Raw genomic sequence first — 18,703 nt, forward strand, 5'->3', positions numbered from 1 at the left:
TACGCGAGCGGAAGCGCGTGCCCGTCCGTCGGGCACTCCTCCTCAGGGTCCTGGCCAGCGGGGTGCGCTACCGGCCACTCACGGACTTCAGGCTCTCGGCGAACCGCCATGTCCCGCCCGCGGAGGACGGAAGCGGCCGGCCTCGGCGGCCTCGCACACCCCCCGCCGCCACGGCACCTGACGCCCGGAAGCCACGGTCGTGCACAGCGTAAACCGGCCACCCGGCTCCCAGGACGCGTGATCTTCACTGGCCGCGACCCGTTCGAGAAGGTACGAGCCTGAAACAGCCGAAAGGCCGAGGCGCCGTCGCCTTCTTCATCGGGGTCCGAGCGGGCTGAGCCGGTGGTCGAGGGCGGCGCCGACCTCGGGGCAGTTCTGGCGGATGACGTCGAGGAAGGCGTTCAGTGCCGGGGAGCGGTCCCGGGCCTGGAAGGACAGGACCAGATCGGGCAGGGGTGTGTGCGGGGTCACCTGGCAGAACCACGTGCCCCGTCGTGGGGCCGCCAGCATGCGGGAGGGTCCCAGACCGACTCCCACCCCGCAGGCAGCGAGGCCGATGATGGTGTGGATGTCCCTCGCGACGGTCGCGCCGGAGAGCGCCGGGGAGTCCTTGCCCAACAGGGTCCGCAGGCCGGTGACGACGGCGGGTTCGTCCTCGCCGGGCGCCACGATCAACGGCTGCCGCCGCAGTTGGTCCACGTCCACCGACGACTGCCCGGCGTACGGATGCGTGCTGCTCACGACCGCGACCAGGTGGTCGTGTCCGATCGGGACCGATACCAACTGCTCGGCCCCGACGCCTCGTGGACGGCCGAGGCCGATCGCCACGTCGAGTTCGCCGGAGACGAGCGCGGCCGTGCTGCGGTTGGTCGCCATCTCGTGCAGTTCCAGCCGCACGTCGGGCCGTTCGCGGCCGAACCGGCCGAGGACGTCCGGCAGGGGTTCGAGCAGTGCCGAGGCGATGAACCCCAGGCGCAGCCGACCCGTCTCGCCGCGTGCCGCCCTGGCCGCGTCGACCGAGGCCGCCGTGATCTCGTCGAGCGCTCTGCGGGCGCGGGAGAGGAAGGCCGCACCCGCGGCTGTCGGGAACACCCCCTGGCGGGTGCGGTCGAACAAGCGGGCGCCCACTTCTCGTTCGAGGTCGGCGATCTGCTTGGACAGGGGAGGCTGCGCGATGCCGAGCGCACCGGCCGCCCGGCCGAAGTGTGCGTGCTCGGCGAGGGCCAGTGCGTATCGCAGGTGCCGCGCCTCCATGTCAGACTCCCCCTCCATATCTCACAGGTATCGCGCATCAGCTTGCCAGATCTTTTGATGGATGATCGAAGTCGGGCCGCGTGGAATGCGGTCATGACTGTTTCTCCCTCCACAGACACCGTCTTCGTCCTCGTGCACGGGGCCTGGCACGGTTCCGGGCAGTGGGCGGCGACGCGGCGCGCACTCGCCGCACACGGTGCCGCGAGCATGGCCGTCGACCTGCCGGGGCATGGCTTCGACGTGCCGCTGCCCAGCGGATACCTCCAGCCGGGCCAGCCGGGCCTGTCGACCGAGAGGTCCGCGCTCGCCACCGTGACGATGGACGACAGCGCCGAGGCCGTGCTGGACACGCTGCGCCAGGCCCGCCGCCACCGTCGTGTCGTGCTCGTCGCACACAGCGCGGGCGGCGGCCCCGCGTCACTCGCCGCCGAGCGCGCACCCGAACTCGTGGACGAGATCGTCTACCTCTCCGCCTTCGTACCCGCCGGACGGCCCCGGTTCTTCGACTACCTCGGCTCGCCCGAGAACGCCACGGCGCGAGGCCGGAGTCTGAACCTCGGCGACCCCGGGGAACTGGGCGCCGTGCGGATCAACCCGCTCTCGCAGGACCCCGTCTACGTCGAGGAACTGCGGCAGACCCACTACCACGACACCCCCCTGGACCGCTTCGACCGCTGGCGATCGGCGCTGAGCCCCGATCTGCCTCTGGCGATCCCCACCACCCCGGTCGTCGTGACCCCGGGCCGGTGGGGGCGTATCCCGCGGACCTTCCTGCGCTGCGCGGACGACCGGGCGCTGCCGACGGCCGTGCAGGACCTGATGATCGCGGAAGCCGACCGGGCCATGCCCGGGGACCCGTTCACCGTGCGCACCCTCCCGGGCAGTCACAGCCCGTTCGCCGCCCGGCCCCGTGAGCTCGCCGCGGCGCTGCTGCCGTGAGCCGGGGACGCCTCGTGCTGCCGGTGGTGCTCAGCGCCACTTTCGTGCAACTGCTCAACGTCACTGTCGCGCAGGTGGCCGCGCCGGCGATACAGGCCGGATTGGGCGCCGGTCCGGGCGCCGTGCAACTGGTCCTCGCCGGATACACCCTGACGTACGCGTGCCTGCTCATCCCCGCCGCACGGCTGGGTGACCGGTACGGTTACCGCCGCCTGTTCGTGACGGGCACCGTGGTCTTCACCGCGGGCTCGGTGGCCGGCGCGTGCGCCCCCGACGCCGCGTCACTGATCACGGCCCGGCTGGTGCAGGGCGCGGGCAGCGGCCTGGTCGCTCCCCAGGTCCTGTCGCTCATCCAGGCCGCCACTCCCGCGACAGGCCGGCCGCGCGCCCTCGGCCTGTACGGCGCGACCATGGCCGTCGCGTCACTGGCCGGGCCCCTGCTCGGCGGCCTCGTACTCAGTGCCGACCTCTTCGGCCTCGGGTGGCGGCCGGTGATGCTCCTCACCGTGCCGGTGGCGCTCGCCTCGCTGGCCGGAGCGACCGCGCTGCCCCGCACCCGCGGGACGGCGGGACTCCGCGTCGACAAGCTGGGCGCGTTGCTGGTCACCGTGGGAGCCGGGGCGCTGGTCCTGCCCCTGGCGCTGGGGCGGGAAGCGGGCTGGCCCTGGTGGACATGGGCTGGATTCGCCGTGGCCGTCGCCGCCCTCGGCCACTTCGTTCACAGCCTTCCGCACCGACCCGACCCGCTGATCCATCCCGCGGTGCTGCGTGACCGGTCGGCGCGCCGGGGCACGCTGCTGGTGTTCGTGTTCAACACGGGCGTGCCCTCCTTCACCTACCTGCTCTTCCTCCACCTGCAGTCCGCCGTCGGGTACTCGGCCCTGGCGGCCGCGCTGACGTCAGCACCGTTCGCCGCCGCCGCCGTCCTCGGCAGCAGAGCCGCGCCCGCTCTCACCCGTCGGCACGGGCCGACGGTGCTCTCCGTCGCGTCCCTGACACTGGCCGGGATGTGCCTGACGCTGGCCCCGCTCATCGGCTCGGCAGCGGGACGCCAGGCGGCACTGCCCGTGCTGGCCCTCGGCGGAGCCGCGTTCGGCGCCTTCACCGCCTCGGTGTTCACCCTGGTCCTGGCCGAGGTGCACGGCCCCGCCGCCGGTTCGGTCTCCGGACTGCTGCCCACAGCCCAGCAGCTCGGCGGATCCATCGGAGTGACCGCGGCCGGACTCGCCTACTACGCCCCCGCCGCCGACGCGGGCACCGCGTTCCGGCACGCCATGCTCTACCAAGCCGCCGCCTTCACGGTCACCGCGCTGATCAGCCTCCGCCTCCGCGAGCGGCCTGGCACGGAGCCCGTGCACGTTCGTCCTGACAGCAACCTCGCCGGTGACCGGACAGCCCACGTCCCGCACCGCCGGCACAAGAAGCTGCGGCGGTGACGGCCGGTAGTCCGGTATCAACACCCCCCTCGGGCCCACCGGGCTCGACCCCTCCGGGCCGGCGGCCTTCCGGACCAGCTGAGGGCCGTACGACCAGCCGCTGCTCGCCGTCCTGGCGCGCCGCGGACTCCTCCCCGCGCTGCGCGCGGCCGCGCCCGGCGTCCGCGGACAGCGCGCGCCACCCCCTACTGGACGACCCTTCCGTCCTGGGAGATCGGGCAGCCCTGGGGGCCGAGTTGACGGTCGGCACGGGGCGGCCCGGACGGCAGCCCGCAGGGGGCGTGAGGCAGGCAGAAGGCCGGGGTCACTCCGCCGTACCCCCGCCGTCGAGGTTCCTCAGATAGGAAGCCGGTGTGCTCCCGTAGAGCGCCTTGAAGTGCCTGATGAAGTGGCTGGCGTCCGCGAACTGCCAGCGTGCGGCGATCTCGGAGATCGTCGCGGTGCTGCCCAGCCGCCTGAGGTCCGCGTGTGCGTTCTGCAGACGCCGGCGGCGGATGAAGGCCATGATCGTGTCATCCGAATCCGAGAAGGATCGCTGGAGAGTGCGCAGGGGCACCCCGACGTTCTGGGCAACCATCGCGGGAGAGAGGTGAGCGCTCCCGAGATTCTTCTCGATGAAATTCCGGGCAGCCGTCACGGCCGCGTCCGGGTGGTCCTGGAAGGCGGACGCGTGCCGGCCGAAGAGCATTCCGGAGAAGAGAGCCGTACAGGCGTCCGCCGCGAGAGCCTGCGCCGACGCGGAACGATGGAGATCGTCCCCGCTTTTCTCGATCGCCTCCAGGAAGTTGAGCAGAAAGCGAACCTCGGGGGTGCTGACGTCCGCGAGACAGGACCCGTTCACGCTCTCCGGTGACGCGGTGCCCGAGAACACCAGGTGACGCGGGAGGGTGACCACGCGTACGCGCGTCGCGGGTGCGCAGTAGAACTCCCAGGACGCCTTCGTGTCACGGATGCAGATACGGCCCGGTGTGACGACGTGCGAGGCATGCCTGCTCGTGAACAGGATCTTGCCGGCGGTGACCAGGTCCGCCACGACGGGGTCCTGTTCCCGGTCGTCACCTGAGATCCCCGACAGCGAGTCGCAGTACACGCTGATCGACAGGAGGTTCTCGAAGTAGTGGCCGTTCGCCAGGAACCTGAACCCGTTGCGGGCATCGGGCTCCGGGATGGCCAGGCGGTTCAAGTGGGCGAGGGGTCCCCCCTCCCAGGCCCGGACGATGTTCTCGGTGCGGTCGGTCTGCCGAGTGGGCAGGTGAATGGCGGAGCGAAAGTCCGTCGGCCGACTCCGGCTCGACTGCGCGGATTCACTGCTGTTCGCTTCTCGGTACATCACCTGAGCCTCTTCGCTTTCACAGCAGGTCCGTCGTCGCAGGATCCAACGTCGTAGTCCGCGCCGAACAGCAGTTCTTCGGCCTCTTCGCTCTGGACACACGAGGAGAGGTGACCCAGCCAGAAGTGCGGCTCCTCCAGGAGCCCGGCCGGGTACGTGAGGGGGCCACCGTCGTAACCCGGTATCCGGGCAGGATGCAGATCCGCACTGCTCATCACGGAGGACATCCTGCCTCCCAGGCTCAGTTCCCCTGAGGCCGGGCACGCAAGCCGATCTTCGCGGGACAGCCCTTAGTCCTCGAACACGATGACCAGGCGGCCGACGACTTCTCCTCGCCCGAGAGCTTCGAGGTTCTCGTTGACGTCCTCGAGCTTGACCTTGGTGACATCGTGTTCGACCAGGCCCTTCTCGGCCAGCGAGAGCACCTCGACCAGATTCGCGTGGTTGCCCCAGAAGGAACCGAGGTAGGTGCGCTCGGTGCCCACGAAGGGGAACTGGGCGATGCTGACGTGATCGCTCATCAGGCCGACGCTCGCCACCACACCCTCCGGGCCGAGCAGGTCGAACGCCATCGGGATGGACTGCTCGCTGCCGACGCAGTCCAGGACGGCGTCGAAGGTCGCGCTGCCGGTGAGGTCCTCCAGTTCGCTCTGGATGGCCTCGGTGGACTTGTCCCTGACGTTGATCCCGTAGTCGGCGCCGTTCTTCTTCGCCACGTCGAGCTTGTTGTCGGACCGGGCCAGAGCGACGACGGTCGCGCCGCCGCCGAGCAGCTTCGCGTACTGGATGCCGTAGCTGCCGAGGCCGCCGATGCCGGTGACGCCGACCACCCGGTCGGGGCCGATCTTCCCGGTGTCGCGGAGCTTCTTCATCGCCCGGAAGGGGGTGAGGCCCGCGTCGGTCATGGGGGCGAGCAGTTCGGGATGCTTCGCGGCTTCCTCGGAGACCGGGATGGCGTGGTTGTACTGCACCGGCATGTACTCGGCGAACCCGCCCTGCGGGCCGAAGCCGACCCACCTGCCGTCACCGCTGCACAGCTGTTCGTTGCCCTCCCGGCACTGGCGGCACGTGCCGTCGCCCCAGCTCGGGTTGACCACGACCATGTCACCCACCGCGTAGTCGACCGTGTCCGGGACCTCACTGCCCAGCCCGACCACGCGGCCCGCCACCTCATGGCCCGGGATGTAGGGGAAGTCCACGGGGAAGGGGCCCTTGAAGTAGCCGTCGAGGAGTTGGTAGTCGCTGCGGCACATCCCGACCGCGGCCACCTTGATCAGGATCTCGTCCGGCCCGGGTTCGGGTACGGGGACCTCTTCGATCCGGAGTGGTTCGTTGTACCCGTGCATTCGGGCCGCGCGCATCTTCTTCATGGAGCAGCCGCCTTTCTTCCGGGGCGAGGGATGTCGCGGAACGGTCGCCGGCCTCACGCCGATATCGCTGCAACCGATGCCATGGAAACCAGAATCCTGCACGACTCCCTCGCCACGCAACCGGGGCCCCGGCGCATTGATATCCCATGGAATATGGGCGCCAATCGGCATCTGATTCCGAGGCGTCATGTGATAGTCGGCCGCTCGGTCGCCGTGCTCGGCTTTCCCGCGTCACGGCAGGTCGCGCCCGGCGGAACCGCGCGACGCGATCGATGCCGGGAACGACGGCGATCGTCGTTCAGCGCCATCGCACCGATGAACCGGCATCGCGCGCGGGGCGGTTCCACGGTCGGCCGGGGCTCGCAGCGGGCGGGCGCGGCCCGTTGCCGAGGCGTCGTGAGCGGGGTCCCGTTTCCCGGAGCAGGGCCCGCCTTCCGGTCGGCCAGGTCCGGATTGCCGACCCGAAACACTGCTCCTAGCGTTGAATGACGGCCGCCGCAGGCACAGTTGCCTCGCCGGTGCGCCCCGGGCAGATCCGGTTGCCGCACGGCTCGCGCGGCGGTGACGCCGGGCGGTCGCCTCCAGCAGACGATCCACCGCGAATGCGAGGGGCTGCCATGATCAAGCCCTATGGTCCGTACGACCATGTCCCGTCGATTCCGGCCTTCTCCCTGACCTCGCGGTCCGTGGCCCATGGTGCCCCGCTGGCCATGGAGCAGGTGAGCGGTGTCCTGGGGGCGGGCGGAGCGGACGTCTCCCCACAGCTCAGCTGGTCGGGATTCCCCGAGGAGACCCGCAGTTTCACCGTCGCCATGTTCGACCCGGACGTCCCCACCGCCTCCGGCTTCTGGCACTGGGCCGTGGCCAATCTGCCCGCCTCCGTGACCGAGCTCCCCGCCGGCGCGGGAGACGGGAGCGATCTGCCCGGTCACGCGGTGACACTCGCCAACGACGCCGGTCACCGCAGGTACCTCGGGCCGGCGACACCTCCCGGGAACGGCCCTGACCGCTACTTCCTGGTGGTGCACGCCGTCGACGTGGAGGAGTTGGAGGTGTCCGGGACGACGACCCCCGCGCTCATGGACTTCCTGCTGTTCACCCACGCGATCGCGCGGGCCTCCATGTTCGCCACGTACGAGCGGTGAGTGACGGGCGGACGGTGGAGCGGAATACGGACCGGGGGCGGCGCGATCGGTGATATCGAGTAGAACAGGAACGCCTTTTTTCTGGAATCCGAGCGCCACGCGCAGCACATTCCGACGAAGAAAGGAATCTCTTTCCGGCGCCGTGATCTCAAGGTAATTCCAGAACTTGCCGACGCCAGATGCCGCTCGTACCCTTATCGATATGGCCATCGCATCGACGAATCCGACTTCAGGCGAGGTTGTCGAGAGATTCGAGGAGCTGACTGCCGATCAGCTGGAGGACCGGCCGGCGCGGGCCACCGCCGACCGCCTGGAGAGCGAGGCGGACGACGTCGCCGAGGACGAGGCCGAACGCGCGCTGTCCGTGCGTGACGTCCAGTCCGGTAGGGCCTTCATCAACGGCCACCCCACCAGCCACCCGGAGATCCCCTTCGGCGGAGTCAAACGCAGTGGCCACGGCCGCGAACTGCCGGACCGCGGCATGCGCGAGTTCATGAACGCCAGGACCGTCTGGGTGGGCGGGTGACGAGAGGGAGACGTGACGGCGGGCGCGTCCACCCCGGCCAGGTGCCGGGCGGCGCGCTCGCGTGGCTGCGCGGCCGCGATCCGGGACTGGCCGCTCTGCGGCGGGCGCTGCGGGCGGCGATCCTGACCCCCCTGGTCCTCGCCGGGACGTACTTCGGCCTGGACCGGCCGGACATCGCGGTCTTCGCGGCCTTCGGCACGCTGGTGCTGACGCTGTTCGTGGACTTCGGCGGCCCGATGCGCGAGCGGATCGCCGGCCAGACGGCGCTGATCCTGGCCACCACGGTCATAACCTGCCTGGGCACCTTGGCCGGCCGGACGCTCTGGCTGACGGGATCGGTGACCTTCGTCATCGCGTTCTGCGTCCTGTTCTCCGGGATCGTCAGCTCCGCCCTGGCCGGCGCGACCACTTCACTCCTGTTCGCCTACATCCTTCCGGTGACGCTGGGCGGGCCCCTCGGCGCCATCCCGGCGCACGCGGCCGGGTGGGGGCTGGGCGGTGCGGCCTCGATGATCGCCGTCACCCTGATGTGGCCGGTCCCGGCCAGCGAGCCGCTGCGCGTGGCCGGCGCCCACGCCTGTGCCCTGCTCGCCGGCAGACTGCGCGCCGAGGTCGACTGTGCCCCCGATCCGGCCGTGCACGGTCAGGCCCTCGACACAGCGGTCCGAGAGGCGCGGCAGGGCGTGGCCGACTTGCGGAAGACCTTCTACGGCACGCCGTACCGGCCCACCGGACTGTCACTGTCGTCGCGGGCCGTGGTCCGGCTCGTGGACCAGGTGATCTGGCTGGGCTCCGTACTGCACCGGGACCCGCCTCGGAACAGGGACGCGCTGAGCGAGCTCATGGTGTGCGAGACCAAGATGGCGACGGTGGAGCTCCTGGAGCACAGCGCGGCACTGCTCCAGGCCGATGTCTCGGTACCGCACGGCCTCGATCCCCATGTCACCCGGCTCGAAGAGGCTCGGTCGAGGCTGGAGGAGTCCATGATCGGGCTCCTCCCCCGGCGGTCCGCCGTCCCGGTGGCCCGCGCCGGGAACGGGACCGCGCCGGCCGCCGCCCCGGGGCCGGCCGACATCTTGATCGGTTCGCTGGGGCCGAGCTTCCGGGCTCAGAGCATGAGCTACGTCGTGAGCGCGATCGCGGGCAACGTCCAGCTCGCCGTGACCGCGCGGCAGCGCAGCCGCCGGGACCGGCTGCTCGGCCGTCGTCCTCCGGGAAGCGACTCCGCCCTGTCCTCGGTGCGGGAACGCTTCGCGGCACACCTGAGCCGCAACTCCGTCTGGCTCCACAACAGCCTGCGCGGGGCGGCGGCGCTGAGTCTCGCCGTGGTGATCGCCCATCTGACCGGCCTGGACCACGCTTTCTGGGTGGCCTCCGGCACGCTCGCCGTGCTGCGTTCCAACGCCGTGAGCACGGGCCAGACGGTCAGGCGGGCCCTCCTCGGCACGGTGCTCGGGTTCGTCGTGGGCGCACCCCTGATTCTGGCCCTGGGCGCGCATCCCGTCGTGCTGTGGCTGCTGCTGCCCGTGGCGATCCTCCTCGTGGGGATGGAGACCGCCGTGACGGCGTTCACCGCCGGACAGGCCGGATTCACCGTCGTGCTGCTGGTCCTGTTCAGCATCATCGACCCCGAGGGGTGGCAGCTCGGACTGGTCAGGATCGAGGACGTGGCTCTCGGCTGCGCCGTCAGCCTGGTGGTCGGTCTGCTGCTCTGGCCGCTGGGTGCCGCGGCCGCGCTGGGCCGGGTGCTGTGCGACGCCCTCGGCGACGGCGCGCGGTATCTGCGCGGTGCCGTCGTGACAGGGCTGGCGCTGTGCGACAGGGCGGGAGCCGCGGACCCGGCCGTGAGCGACGACGACCGGCGGCGCGCGCTGGCCTCCGCCCGCCGGCTCGACGACGCGTTCCGCGAGTACCTGTCAGAACGCGGCACCAAGCACCTCGCGCTGGCCGATGTGACCGCGCTGGTGGACGCGGTCACCATTCTCCGGCTGACCTCCGACGCCGTCACCGATCTGTGGTCGCGCGCGGGGCAGGCCCCTGGGCACGGCCGGGCGGCGGCCGGTCAGGAGATCCTCGACTCGTGCGAGTCCCTCACCTCGTGGTTCGAGTCGGCCGGCCGGGCACTGGCCGGCGGCGGGGCCGCGCCCGGCCGCCCGCTGAGCCGTCCGGTCGTGCAGGCGGCCCTGCGCGGAAGCGTGAGCCGCGATCTGAGGGCGGGCACGGAACAGGGCACGGCGACGGCGGTGCGGATGGTCTGGATGGCAGATCACCTCGACACGATGCGCCGCCTCCAGGCGGAGATCGACGGCCCCGTCAGCGCCGCCGCGGCGTCCGTGCGGAGGCAGCGCGCACGACGGCGCGATCTCCGGGCGGGCCTCACATGGCCTCGGCCGCCGACCGCCCGTGCCGGGACTCGTCCCGGTTCTCCTCGGCGGGATTGACGCACTTGGTGAGGCAGCGGGTGCGGGAGAGCGCGAACACCCCGTAGACCACCAGGGCCGCTCCCGCGAGCGCCGGGACGAGCCACCAGCCGCCGCGGGGCGACTCGGCGTAGAGCGTCACCCCGAGGAGGAAGCTGACTGCGGCGTCACCGAGCGTCAGCGCGGGCTGGGAGCCGATGAGGGGGCCTCCCTGCATCGCGTAACCGAGCAGGAGGATGGACGCCGACCCGGTGATCGCGAACGCGTAGGTCTGCCAGGCCAGGAAGAAGCCCGCCGCTCCCTCCTGGGACAGGACATACATCGAGGACTTCACCAGGGCTGCCGTGAGCGCGTTGCCGATCGCCGCCGCGAGCGCCAGGTGGGCGGCCCGCGCGAGTCCCTGCGGGCGCCGCAGTCCGGCGACGGCGAAGGCCGCGCCCCCTCCGCCGAGGACGAGGAGCGTCGGCACCCACGCCATGCCCGGTACCTGGGGCCGTCCCCCTGAGGGAGCCGCCGAGAACAGAGCGACGGCCAGGCCTGCGAAGATGCAGATCACGCAGGCCCAGGCCTTCGGCGACACCCCGACCCGGAACACGGCGCTGCCGAAGACGAGAGCCAGTGGCAGCTCCAGGATGAAGATCGGCTGGACGGTGGCCAGCGACCCCGTGAGGAGGGCGAGGGCCTGGAACAGCGCGGCGAGAACGGTGCCCAGAATCCCCACGAACCAGGCCGGGTTGTGCAGCAGGTCGCCGACGAGAGCGAGTCCCCGCCCCCGGGAGTCGGGCACATGGACCACTGCTCGCCGTTGCAGCACGGTGCCCAGGGCGTTGCTGGCAGCGGCCAGGACGGCGAAGACGACCCCGAGGATCATTCCGGTCGCACCGCCTCCGCTCTCGGGACTCTCAGACGCCGCCCGGCAGGGGGGCCAGTGGGCTGACGAGGCCGGCTTCGCGCAGTTCCCGCCAGAACCCGACGGGGATGTCCTCCCGCAGGGCGGAGAGGTCCTCGCTGATGCGGCTGGGTTTGGTCGCACCGGGGATGACCGCGTCGCTCACGGGGTGGGCGAGGGAGAACTGGAGCGCGGCCGCCTTGACCGAGACGCCGTGCCGGCCGGCGATCTCCTTGATGCGCTTGACCCGCTCGACGATCTCCGGGGGTGCGTCCTGGTACTCGAAGTTGGTACCGCCGGCGAGGATGCCGGAACTGTAGGGGCCGCCGACGACCATGCCGACGTCCCTCTGTTCCGCCATCGGCAGGAGGCGTTCCAGGGCGTGCGCGTGGTCCAGCAGGGTGTACCGGCCCGCCAGCAGGAAGCCGTCGGGCTTGGGCTCGTCCAGTTCGAGGGCGATCTCGATGGGTTCGGTGCGGTTGACCCCGAGCCCCCAGGCTCTGATGACGCCCTCGTCCCGGAGACGGGACAGCACGCGGAAGGCGCCCGTCCGCGCCTCCTCGAACTTGCCGAGCCACCCGTCGCCGTGGAAGTCCTGTGCGATGTCGTGCACCCAGACGATGTCCAGCCGGTCCACTCCGAGACGTTCCAGACTGCCTTCGACGGAGCGCTCGGTCGCGTCGGCCGTCCAGTCGTGGAGGATCTTGTTGGGCCTCCCGTGCGCGAAGAGATCACCCTTGTCGCCCAGGTCCCTGCTGCCCGGCTCGACCTCGTCGAGGACCACCCGGCCCACTTTCGAGGACAGCACGAACTCGTCCCGCGGCTTCTTCGACAGCAGTTCGCCCAGGCGGATCTCGGCGAGTCCGGCTCCGTACAGCGGCGCCGAGTCGTAGTAGCGGATGCCCTGGTCCCAGGCCGCGTCGAGGGTCGCCGACACCTCCTCGTCCGGGACGGCGCGGAACATGTTCCCGAGCGGGGCCGTGCCGAAGCCGATACGCCCGGGGAGTACGTGATCGAGGGCCATGACCGGTTCCCTTTCCGGTGCTGGAGGTCGGCGTCCTGTCCGTGCCCGGCGGAACCCTCAGGTGAGGACCTTGAGCATTTCCTCGGCCAGCGGTCCGGAGGACGCGGGATTCTGCCCGGTGTAGAGCGTGCGGTCCACCACCGTGTACGGCTCCCACACCGGGCCCCGCGAGTACTCCGTGGGCAGCTTCTTCAGCTCGTCCTCGAGCAGCCACTTGGCGCGGTCGGCGAAACCGACACCGGCTTCCTCCTCGTTGCTGAACCCGGCCACGCGGTAACCGGCGAAGGGCGTGGTCCCGTTCTCGTCACGTGTGGCGAGGAGCGCGGCAGGAGCGTGGCAGACGATGCCCAGGGGCTTGCCCGACGCCAGGGTCTCGCGCAGCAGCCGGGCGGAGTCCGCGTCGGAGGAGAGATCCTCCATCGGCCCGTGGCCACCGGGGTAGTACACCGCGTCGAAATCGTCGATGCCGACCTGGTCGAGGCGCACCGGATGACGCAGCTCCTCGGCTGCCTCGATGGCGGATTCCAGCTCCAGGGAGTTCTCCTCGCCGCCGGTCATGCTCGGCCGCAGGCTCATCGTGTCCACGACGGGGACGACTCCCCCCGGCGTCGCGACGGTGACCTTGTGTCCGGCTTCCGTGAACGCGGTGTAAGGGGCCACGAACTCCTCGGCCCAGTAGCCGGTCGGGTGGCGGTGCCCGTCCCGGAGTGTCCAGTAGCTCGCGCCGGTCAGCACGAAAAGAATTTCAGCCACGAATCTTCTCCTCGTTATATGAAGGAGTGAGTGACGAGTCGTCAGGTGAGGACTTCAGGCAGTCCCACTCAAGCTAACGCGGCAGGAGAACGGGAGCAACTCGCAGAATGAGGCGTGCCGTCCAGGTGTGTCGAACGAGGCGCGGTCGTCCAATAATCTGGCGTGTCCATCCAAGTGGAATACGGTGGCGAGATCGAGCGGCATATACCGGGGCGCGGATTTCGCGCCCCGGATGCCGCGTCTCCCCGTGCGGGAGCACACTGGGGGCGTAGGGAGCCGGGGCATCGGTACACCGACCTGCTCGGGAGGTGGATGACATGACGAGCGACGAAGGTTCTGTCCGGGCCGGCATGGACGAGGAAGCCTTTCCGGTGCTTTCCGAGGACCAGGTGAGCCGGGTCCGTGAATACGGAAACGCCGACGCATTGGAACGGGGGCAGATTCTCTACAGTCGCGGAACGACGGGTTTTGATTTCTTCCTGATTCTGGACGGAGTGATCGACATCTACCAGGAGGGAAACCCCGGTGATTCTGTCGAGGACCGGACCGTCGCCGTGCTGACCGCGGCACAGTTCACCGGCGAGTTGTCCCTGCTGCACCGGCAGAAATCGCTCGTCCAGGCGGTGGCACGCGAGAATTGCGCCGTGATCCGCCTGCGCCCGGCCCAACTACGGGCCTTGATAGCGAACGAGCCCGACATCGCGCAGATTGTTCTCCAGGCATTCATGCGGCGGCGGCTGCGCTACGTTCACCTGGGTCTCGGCACCGTTCTTCTCGCGGGTCCTCCCGATTCGGGCGACACGCTGAGGATCCGTAGTTTCCTGGATCGCAGTAACTACCCCGTGCGCCAGATCGACCCCGGTGAGGCCGAGGCGGCCGGCGTGCTGCGAGACTACGGCGTGCAGCCGGACGCCCGCTGGCCGGTCGTCATCTGCCGCCCCGGTACGTACATGCAGAATCCGGAGATCTCCGAGGTGGCGGAGTGCCTGGGGCTCAGGGAGGACATCGGCGATCTGGGAACGGTGGATGTGGCCGTGGTGGGTGCCGGGCCTTCGGGCCTGGCCGCAGCGGTGTACGCGGCGTCGGAGGGGCTGAGCACGGTCGTCGTCGAGGCCACGGCTCCGGGAGGGCAGGCCGGAACCTCGTCGATGATCGAGAACTACCTCGGGTTCCCGCTCGGGATCAGCGGACGCGATCTGGCGACACGCGCCCAGGTGCAGGCGATGAAGTTCGGGGCACGCATCGCCCTTCCCTACACCGTGGAGAGGCTCGACTGTTCCGCCCACCCGCTGACCCTCCGGATGGGCGACGGGGAGGCGCTGTCCGCCCGTACGGTGATCGTCGCCACCGGCGCCCACTACCGGCGTCTCGATCTGCCGGAACTGCCTCGTTTCGAGGGCAACGGCGTTCACTACGCCGCCACAGCCCTCGAAGGCGCGTGCTGTCAGGGCGAGGAGGTGTTCGTGGTGGGCGGCGCCAACTCGGCGGGCCAGGCCGCGGTGTTCCTGTCCCGGGTCGCCGAGCACGTACGCATGCTGGTCCGCGGCTCGGCGCTCTCGAACTCGATGTCGCAATACCTGTCCAGACGTATAGACGCGGCGGCCCGGATATCCGTGCACACGAGGAGCGAGGTCGTCGAGCTGCGGGGAAAGGGACATCTGCAGGAAGTGCGCTGGAGGGACAACTGCACGGGTGAGGTGCGGGCGACGCCCAGTTCCAATGCCTTCCTGATGCTCGGGGCCGTTCCGAACACGTCATGGCTGACGGACTGCCTGGAGACCGACGAAAAGGGATTCATCCGCGTGGGCCATCAAGTGTCCGACACCTCAGCCATCCCGACGGACGGCCGCCCCATGGAATTGGAATCGAGCGTGCCGGGCGTATTCGCTGTCGGTGACGTCCGCTCGGGGTCGGTCAAACGTGTGGCTTCTTCGGTGGGTGAGGGTTCGATCGTGGTGGCGGCGGTCCATCGAGCGCTGGGACTTCACGGGTAGGCGGGATTCACGTTTCGGAAAGCACAGGACAGGGCGTCGCCGGCCGTGACCCCATGGACATGCCTGCTCGGTCCCGGCCAACTCACCCGCAGGGAAACGGACTTGGCCCGTCGCCTGTCCGCAGGTGCGGAATCCGTTTCTGACGTATCTTTGAGGCTGCGCCGGAAAGACGCGCCCAAGTACCAGAGCCGCTGAATCTCTCCTGCATGCCGGAAGGGGTCCTGTGAATACTCCCGCCACGCCCGACCAGCCTTTGAGCGGACGGGTCGCCGTCGTCACCGGAGCCTCCAGCGGAATCGGCGAGGCGACTGCCGAACGTCTGGCGGCCATGGGCGCTCAGGTCGCCGTCCTCGCACGCCGTGCCGAGCGGCTCGACGGTCTCGTCGAGCGCATCGGACAGAAGGGCGGGCGCGCTCTGGCGATCGCGGTGGACGTGACCGACGCCGCCGCCGTCCAGTCGGCCGCCGACCGCGTGGCCGACGATTTCGGCGACGCCGACCTGCTCGTCAACAACGCGGGCGTCATGCTTCCCGCCCCCATCGAGGAGCGGGCGACCGACCAGTGGCAGCAGCAGGTCGATCTCAACATCTCCGGGCTGATGAACGTCATCGGCGCCTTCACGCCTCAGCTCGTCAAAGCCGCCCAGGAGCGCGGCGTCGCCGATCTCGTCAACATGTCCTCGATCGCCGCCCAGAACATCTTCCCGAACTTCGCGGTGTACTCGGGCACCAAGGCGTTCGTCACCCACCTGTCCCGGCATCTGCGCGTCGAGCTCGGCCCCAAGAACGTACGCGTGTCCGCCCTGGAACCCGGGATCGTCGGCACCGAACTGCAGAACCACGTGACCGACGAGGGCACGCTGGAGTGGCTCGCCGACTCCAAGGAGAGCGGCATGGAGTGGCTCACTCCGCAGGACATCGCCGATGTCGTCGGCTACCTGGCCGCTCTTCCCTCGCGCGTGAACCTTCAGCAGGTCACCATCATGCCCACCGCGCAGCCGAGCTGAACCGCCCGTACGCGGCCCGCAGGGCTCCTGCGCCGCAACCGGTGGCCCGTGCGCGACCGCCCGTCTCTCCGGCGCGTCCGAGTCCATACCCGACGGTCCGCACGGCATGGACGGCCGGAACGATCTGGAGGAATCCCGTGGCATCGACGTCAGTGAGCCGGCTCGTGCCGGCCTCCCCCGACCGCGTGTGGCGGCTGATCGGCGGATTCGGGTCCCTTCCGGACTGGCTTCCCTTCATCCCCGAGAGCACCTTCGCGGAGGGCGGCCGGGTGCGGCGGCTGAGGAACCCGGACGGTGAGGTCATCGTCGAGCGCCTGGTGGAGTTCGACGACACCGAGCGGTACTACACCTACACCATCGTGCAGGCCCCCTTCCCCGTCGTCGACTACCTCTCGACACTGCGGGTGCACGCGGTGAGCGGTGACGGCGAGGTCGCCGAGGTCCAGTGGTCCGGACGCTTCGTCCCCGAGGGAGCGGGCGACGACGACGTCGTGGCGCTTTTCACGGACATCTACCGCGAGGGCCTCGACGCCCTGCACCAGACCCTCGAACAGCGGCCTTGAGCGGAGCACTCGGGGACGCGGCAGCTCTGACGGTCCCTACGACGTAGAGAGAACGGCCCAGCGCACGGGAGCTGCCGCGCCCACCCGCTCCTCGTCTACGGCTCCGCACCCGCGCCCGCACCCGGATCTGAGGTGCCGGGCCGGCCCAGGGTCTCCGCCGCGGCCTCGGCGAAGGCGCGGACCAGAGGGGAGCGGCGGGACGCCACCCATGCCAGAGCCACCTCGTTCGGGCCGAGACCGTCCACGCGGAGCGCAGTGACGTCCGGGCGGGTGTAGAAGCTGGCAGTGGACAGCGGCAGTACGCAGATGCCGGCTCCGGAGGCCACAAGTTCCAGCTTCTCCTCCACCTGGTGGATCACCGGAGTGTCGGGGCGTCGTCCGGCGCGCAACTCCACGGCGACATCGCGCCATTCGGGGACGGCGTCGGGGTCCTGGAGCAGATGCTCGGATGCGAGGTCGGCCACGGTCACCACCGGCCTCTCCGCCAGGCGGTGCCCCGCCGGCAGCACGACGACCCGGGGCTCCCGGAAGAGCGGCCGCACCTGGAGGCCCCGCTGGTCGAGGGGCAGCCGTACGATGCCGATGTCCGCCCGGCCGTCCAGCAGTACCGCCGCCTGGTCGCCCCAACTCGTCCGCAGCAGGCGCACCCGCACGGTGGGATGGCGGCCGGTGAAGAGCACCGTCGCCGGGGTGAGCGTGATGCCCGGCATGAAGCCGATGGTCAGCGTGGGGGTGTCCTGCGTTGCCCGCCTCACCCGCCGGACCAGTGCCTCTGCCGAGGCGAGCAGCGGCACAGCGTCCTTAAGCAGCTGCTCCCCGGCCGGCGTCAGCAGGGTGCCACGCCGGTCGCGGTGGAAGACCTCGGCACCCAGGTCCTCCTCCAGGCTGCGGATCTGCCGGGACAGCACCGGCTGCGCGATGTGCAGTCGTTCGGCCGCGCGTCCGAAGTGGAGTTCTTCGGCCACGGCCACGAAATACCGGAGCTTCCTCAGGTCAGGGTCCACCTGGACGCACCGCTCGCTTTCCGAGGTAGTCGGCCGCTTTCCCCGCCGGGCCGCTCCCGCGTCGACTCGCCCGGTCGTGTTCGCCGCGACGACCCCGAAGGGGGATGTCTGAATCTACCGTCCGGACCCGGTGGACGGCCGACGCCCACCGCTGTGTCCACGGCCCTGTCACTCGCCCCTGGAGAGGACGCCGAGCGGGTCGGTGAACCTCGGCTTCCAGCCGAGCTCCGCCTCGGCGCGCGCCGGGGTGAGCTGCTGGTCCAGGGCGAACGCGTCCGCGACCGGACCCATCTGTTCGCGCGCCTGCTCCAGCGTGATGGAGGCGACCTTGCCCGGCAGACCGACGGATGCGGCGACGGCGAGGGAAACCTCCCTGGCAGTCGGGTTCACGCCGCCCACACCGACGTACACGGACCCGGCCCGGGCCTTCAGCGCGGCGGCGTACAGCGCGGCGACGTCCTCCACGTGCACCAGTGGCCAGCGGTTCGAGCCGTCGCCGATGAAGGGGATGAAGCCCGCCTCCTTGCCCGGAGCGGTGTAGAAGACGTCGATCAGACGATTCTCGCCGCCGTACAGCAGACCGGGCCGCACCACCACGGGGCGGCCGCCCTGCCGGGCGCGCCGCAGGACCGTGTCCTCGACCGGCTCACGCCAGGCGACCAGCTCGGGCGGGTTCCAGGGTGCCGTTTCGTCCACGATGCCGTCGGTGTCGCCGTAGACCCAGGTTCCCCCGGTGTGCACGTAGGTGCCGCTGCCGATGCCGTCCTGCATGGCGGTGGCCGCGGCGAGGTCCTCGGCACCGGTCTCCGCCTGGGCCAGGTGGACGACCGCCTCGGCACGGGCGGCGGCGGCGTTCAGCACACCGAGGTCCCCGAGCCCACCGCGCACCGGTGTCGCCCCGAAGGAGCTGACGACCTCGGCGGCGCGGTCACCGCGGGCCAGCGCCTCCACGGTGTGTCCGTCCGCGACCAGGACGCTGATCGTGGCCTTTCCGATGTAGCCGGATCCTCCGGTGAGGAAAACCTTCATGGATATGGCTCCGATTTCCGC

The 18,703-nt window shown here is 70.3% G+C and carries 17 protein-coding genes; 8 read left to right on the forward strand and 9 right to left on the reverse strand.

From position 1 onward, the window contains the following. Positions 1 to 315 precede the first annotated feature (315 nt). A complete protein-coding gene (locus EV284_RS22685; RefSeq protein ID WP_130337102.1) occupies positions 316 to 1,254 on the reverse strand; it encodes a LysR family transcriptional regulator in 939 nt (312 codons plus the stop codon). 93 nt (positions 1,255 to 1,347) lie between these two features. Here EV284_RS22685 and EV284_RS22690 point away from each other — a divergent pair, with 93 nt between their 5' ends. Together EV284_RS22690 and EV284_RS22695 are read left to right on the forward strand one after the other, a co-directional pair. Continuing rightward, the gene (locus tag EV284_RS22690; protein ID WP_130337104.1) at positions 1,348 to 2,193 is read left to right on the forward strand and encodes an alpha/beta fold hydrolase; all 846 of its coding nucleotides are present in this window, start codon (positions 1,348 to 1,350) and stop codon (positions 2,191 to 2,193) included. After that, entirely contained in the window at positions 2,190 to 3,629 is a 1,440-nt protein-coding gene (locus EV284_RS22695; protein ID WP_242625782.1) for an MFS transporter, read from the forward strand. Before EV284_RS22690 ends, EV284_RS22695 begins: the two co-directional genes overlap by 4 nt. A gap of 304 nt (positions 3,630 to 3,933) precedes the next feature. On the opposite strand, the gene EV284_RS22700 is transcribed toward EV284_RS22695, so the two are convergent. The 3 genes from EV284_RS22700 to EV284_RS22710 all read right to left on the reverse strand — a co-directional run bounded on the left by EV284_RS22700 (position 3,934) and on the right by EV284_RS22710 (position 6,329). Next, on the reverse strand, positions 3,934 to 4,812 hold the full coding sequence (locus EV284_RS22700) for a helix-turn-helix domain-containing protein (RefSeq protein WP_242625783.1): 879 nt from the start codon (positions 4,810 to 4,812) through the stop codon (positions 3,934 to 3,936). Positions 4,813 to 4,958: 146 nt separating this feature from the next. Beyond that, the gene (locus tag EV284_RS22705; RefSeq protein ID WP_242625784.1) at positions 4,959 to 5,177 is read right to left on the reverse strand and encodes a hypothetical protein; all 219 of its coding nucleotides are present in this window, start codon (positions 5,175 to 5,177) and stop codon (positions 4,959 to 4,961) included. Between the two features lie 72 nt (positions 5,178 to 5,249). Beyond that, the gene (locus EV284_RS22710) at positions 5,250 to 6,329 is read right to left on the reverse strand and encodes an NAD(P)-dependent alcohol dehydrogenase (RefSeq protein ID WP_242625785.1); all 1,080 of its coding nucleotides are present in this window, start codon (positions 6,327 to 6,329) and stop codon (positions 5,250 to 5,252) included. 617 nt (positions 6,330 to 6,946) lie between these two features. Between EV284_RS22710 and EV284_RS22715 the strand changes: the two genes are divergently transcribed. The 3 genes from EV284_RS22715 to EV284_RS22725 all read left to right on the forward strand — a co-directional run bounded on the left by EV284_RS22715 (position 6,947) and on the right by EV284_RS22725 (position 10,441). Further along, a complete protein-coding gene (locus EV284_RS22715; protein ID WP_130337108.1) occupies positions 6,947 to 7,474 on the forward strand; it encodes a YbhB/YbcL family Raf kinase inhibitor-like protein in 528 nt (175 codons plus the stop codon). Positions 7,475 to 7,676: 202 nt separating this feature from the next. After that, the gene (locus EV284_RS22720; RefSeq protein WP_130337110.1) at positions 7,677 to 8,000 is read left to right on the forward strand and encodes an aldehyde dehydrogenase family protein; all 324 of its coding nucleotides are present in this window, start codon (positions 7,677 to 7,679) and stop codon (positions 7,998 to 8,000) included. Then, positions 7,997 to 10,441 (forward strand): FUSC family protein, encoded by a 2,445-nt coding sequence (locus tag EV284_RS22725; RefSeq protein ID WP_130337112.1) that lies wholly within the window; start codon positions 7,997 to 7,999, stop codon positions 10,439 to 10,441. Before EV284_RS22720 ends, EV284_RS22725 begins: the two co-directional genes overlap by 4 nt. On the opposite strand, the gene EV284_RS22730 is transcribed toward EV284_RS22725, so the two are convergent. Genes EV284_RS22730 through EV284_RS22740 form a run of 3 tightly spaced genes read right to left on the reverse strand, consistent with a single transcriptional unit; the run spans position 10,377 to position 13,086 of the window. Then, on the reverse strand, positions 10,377 to 11,291 hold the full coding sequence (locus EV284_RS22730; protein ID WP_130337114.1) for a DMT family transporter: 915 nt from the start codon (positions 11,289 to 11,291) through the stop codon (positions 10,377 to 10,379). The genes EV284_RS22725 and EV284_RS22730 overlap by 65 nt on opposite strands. Before the next feature lie 31 nt (positions 11,292 to 11,322). Then, positions 11,323 to 12,333: an aldo/keto reductase gene (locus EV284_RS22735; protein WP_130337116.1), complete on the reverse strand. Its 1,011-nt coding sequence runs from the start codon at positions 12,331 to 12,333 to the stop codon at positions 11,323 to 11,325. A 57-nt stretch (positions 12,334 to 12,390) separates the two neighbouring features. Next, positions 12,391 to 13,086, reverse strand: coding sequence for a type 1 glutamine amidotransferase domain-containing protein (locus tag EV284_RS22740; protein WP_130337118.1), 696 nt, complete (start codon positions 13,084 to 13,086; stop codon positions 12,391 to 12,393). A 317-nt stretch (positions 13,087 to 13,403) separates the two neighbouring features. On the opposite strand from EV284_RS22740, the gene EV284_RS22745 reads away from it, so the two are divergent. From EV284_RS22745 to EV284_RS22755, 3 genes are all read left to right on the forward strand, one after another. Then, the gene (locus EV284_RS22745) at positions 13,404 to 15,080 is read left to right on the forward strand and encodes a cyclic nucleotide-binding domain-containing thioredoxin-disulfide reductase (protein ID WP_130337120.1); all 1,677 of its coding nucleotides are present in this window, start codon (positions 13,404 to 13,406) and stop codon (positions 15,078 to 15,080) included. Between the two features lie 223 nt (positions 15,081 to 15,303). Further along, complete coding sequence (locus EV284_RS22750; RefSeq protein ID WP_130337122.1) at positions 15,304 to 16,086, forward strand: SDR family oxidoreductase; 783 nt, start codon at positions 15,304 to 15,306, stop codon at positions 16,084 to 16,086. Positions 16,087 to 16,223: 137 nt separating this feature from the next. Next, positions 16,224 to 16,649, forward strand: coding sequence for an SRPBCC family protein (locus tag EV284_RS22755; RefSeq protein ID WP_130337124.1), 426 nt, complete (start codon positions 16,224 to 16,226; stop codon positions 16,647 to 16,649). Positions 16,650 to 16,744: 95 nt separating this feature from the next. Here EV284_RS22755 and EV284_RS22760 read toward each other — a convergent pair whose 3' ends face one another. After that, the gene (locus tag EV284_RS22760; RefSeq protein WP_130337126.1) at positions 16,745 to 17,653 is read right to left on the reverse strand and encodes a LysR substrate-binding domain-containing protein; all 909 of its coding nucleotides are present in this window, start codon (positions 17,651 to 17,653) and stop codon (positions 16,745 to 16,747) included. Between the two features lie 168 nt (positions 17,654 to 17,821). After that, complete coding sequence (locus EV284_RS22765; protein ID WP_130337128.1) at positions 17,822 to 18,682, reverse strand: NAD-dependent epimerase/dehydratase family protein; 861 nt, start codon at positions 18,680 to 18,682, stop codon at positions 17,822 to 17,824. Positions 18,683 to 18,703: the final 21 nt, after the last annotated feature.

It is taken from the genome of Streptomyces sp. BK022, assembly GCF_004217355.1.
Lineage (GTDB): Bacteria > Actinomycetota > Actinomycetes > Streptomycetales > Streptomycetaceae > Streptomyces > Streptomyces griseoluteus.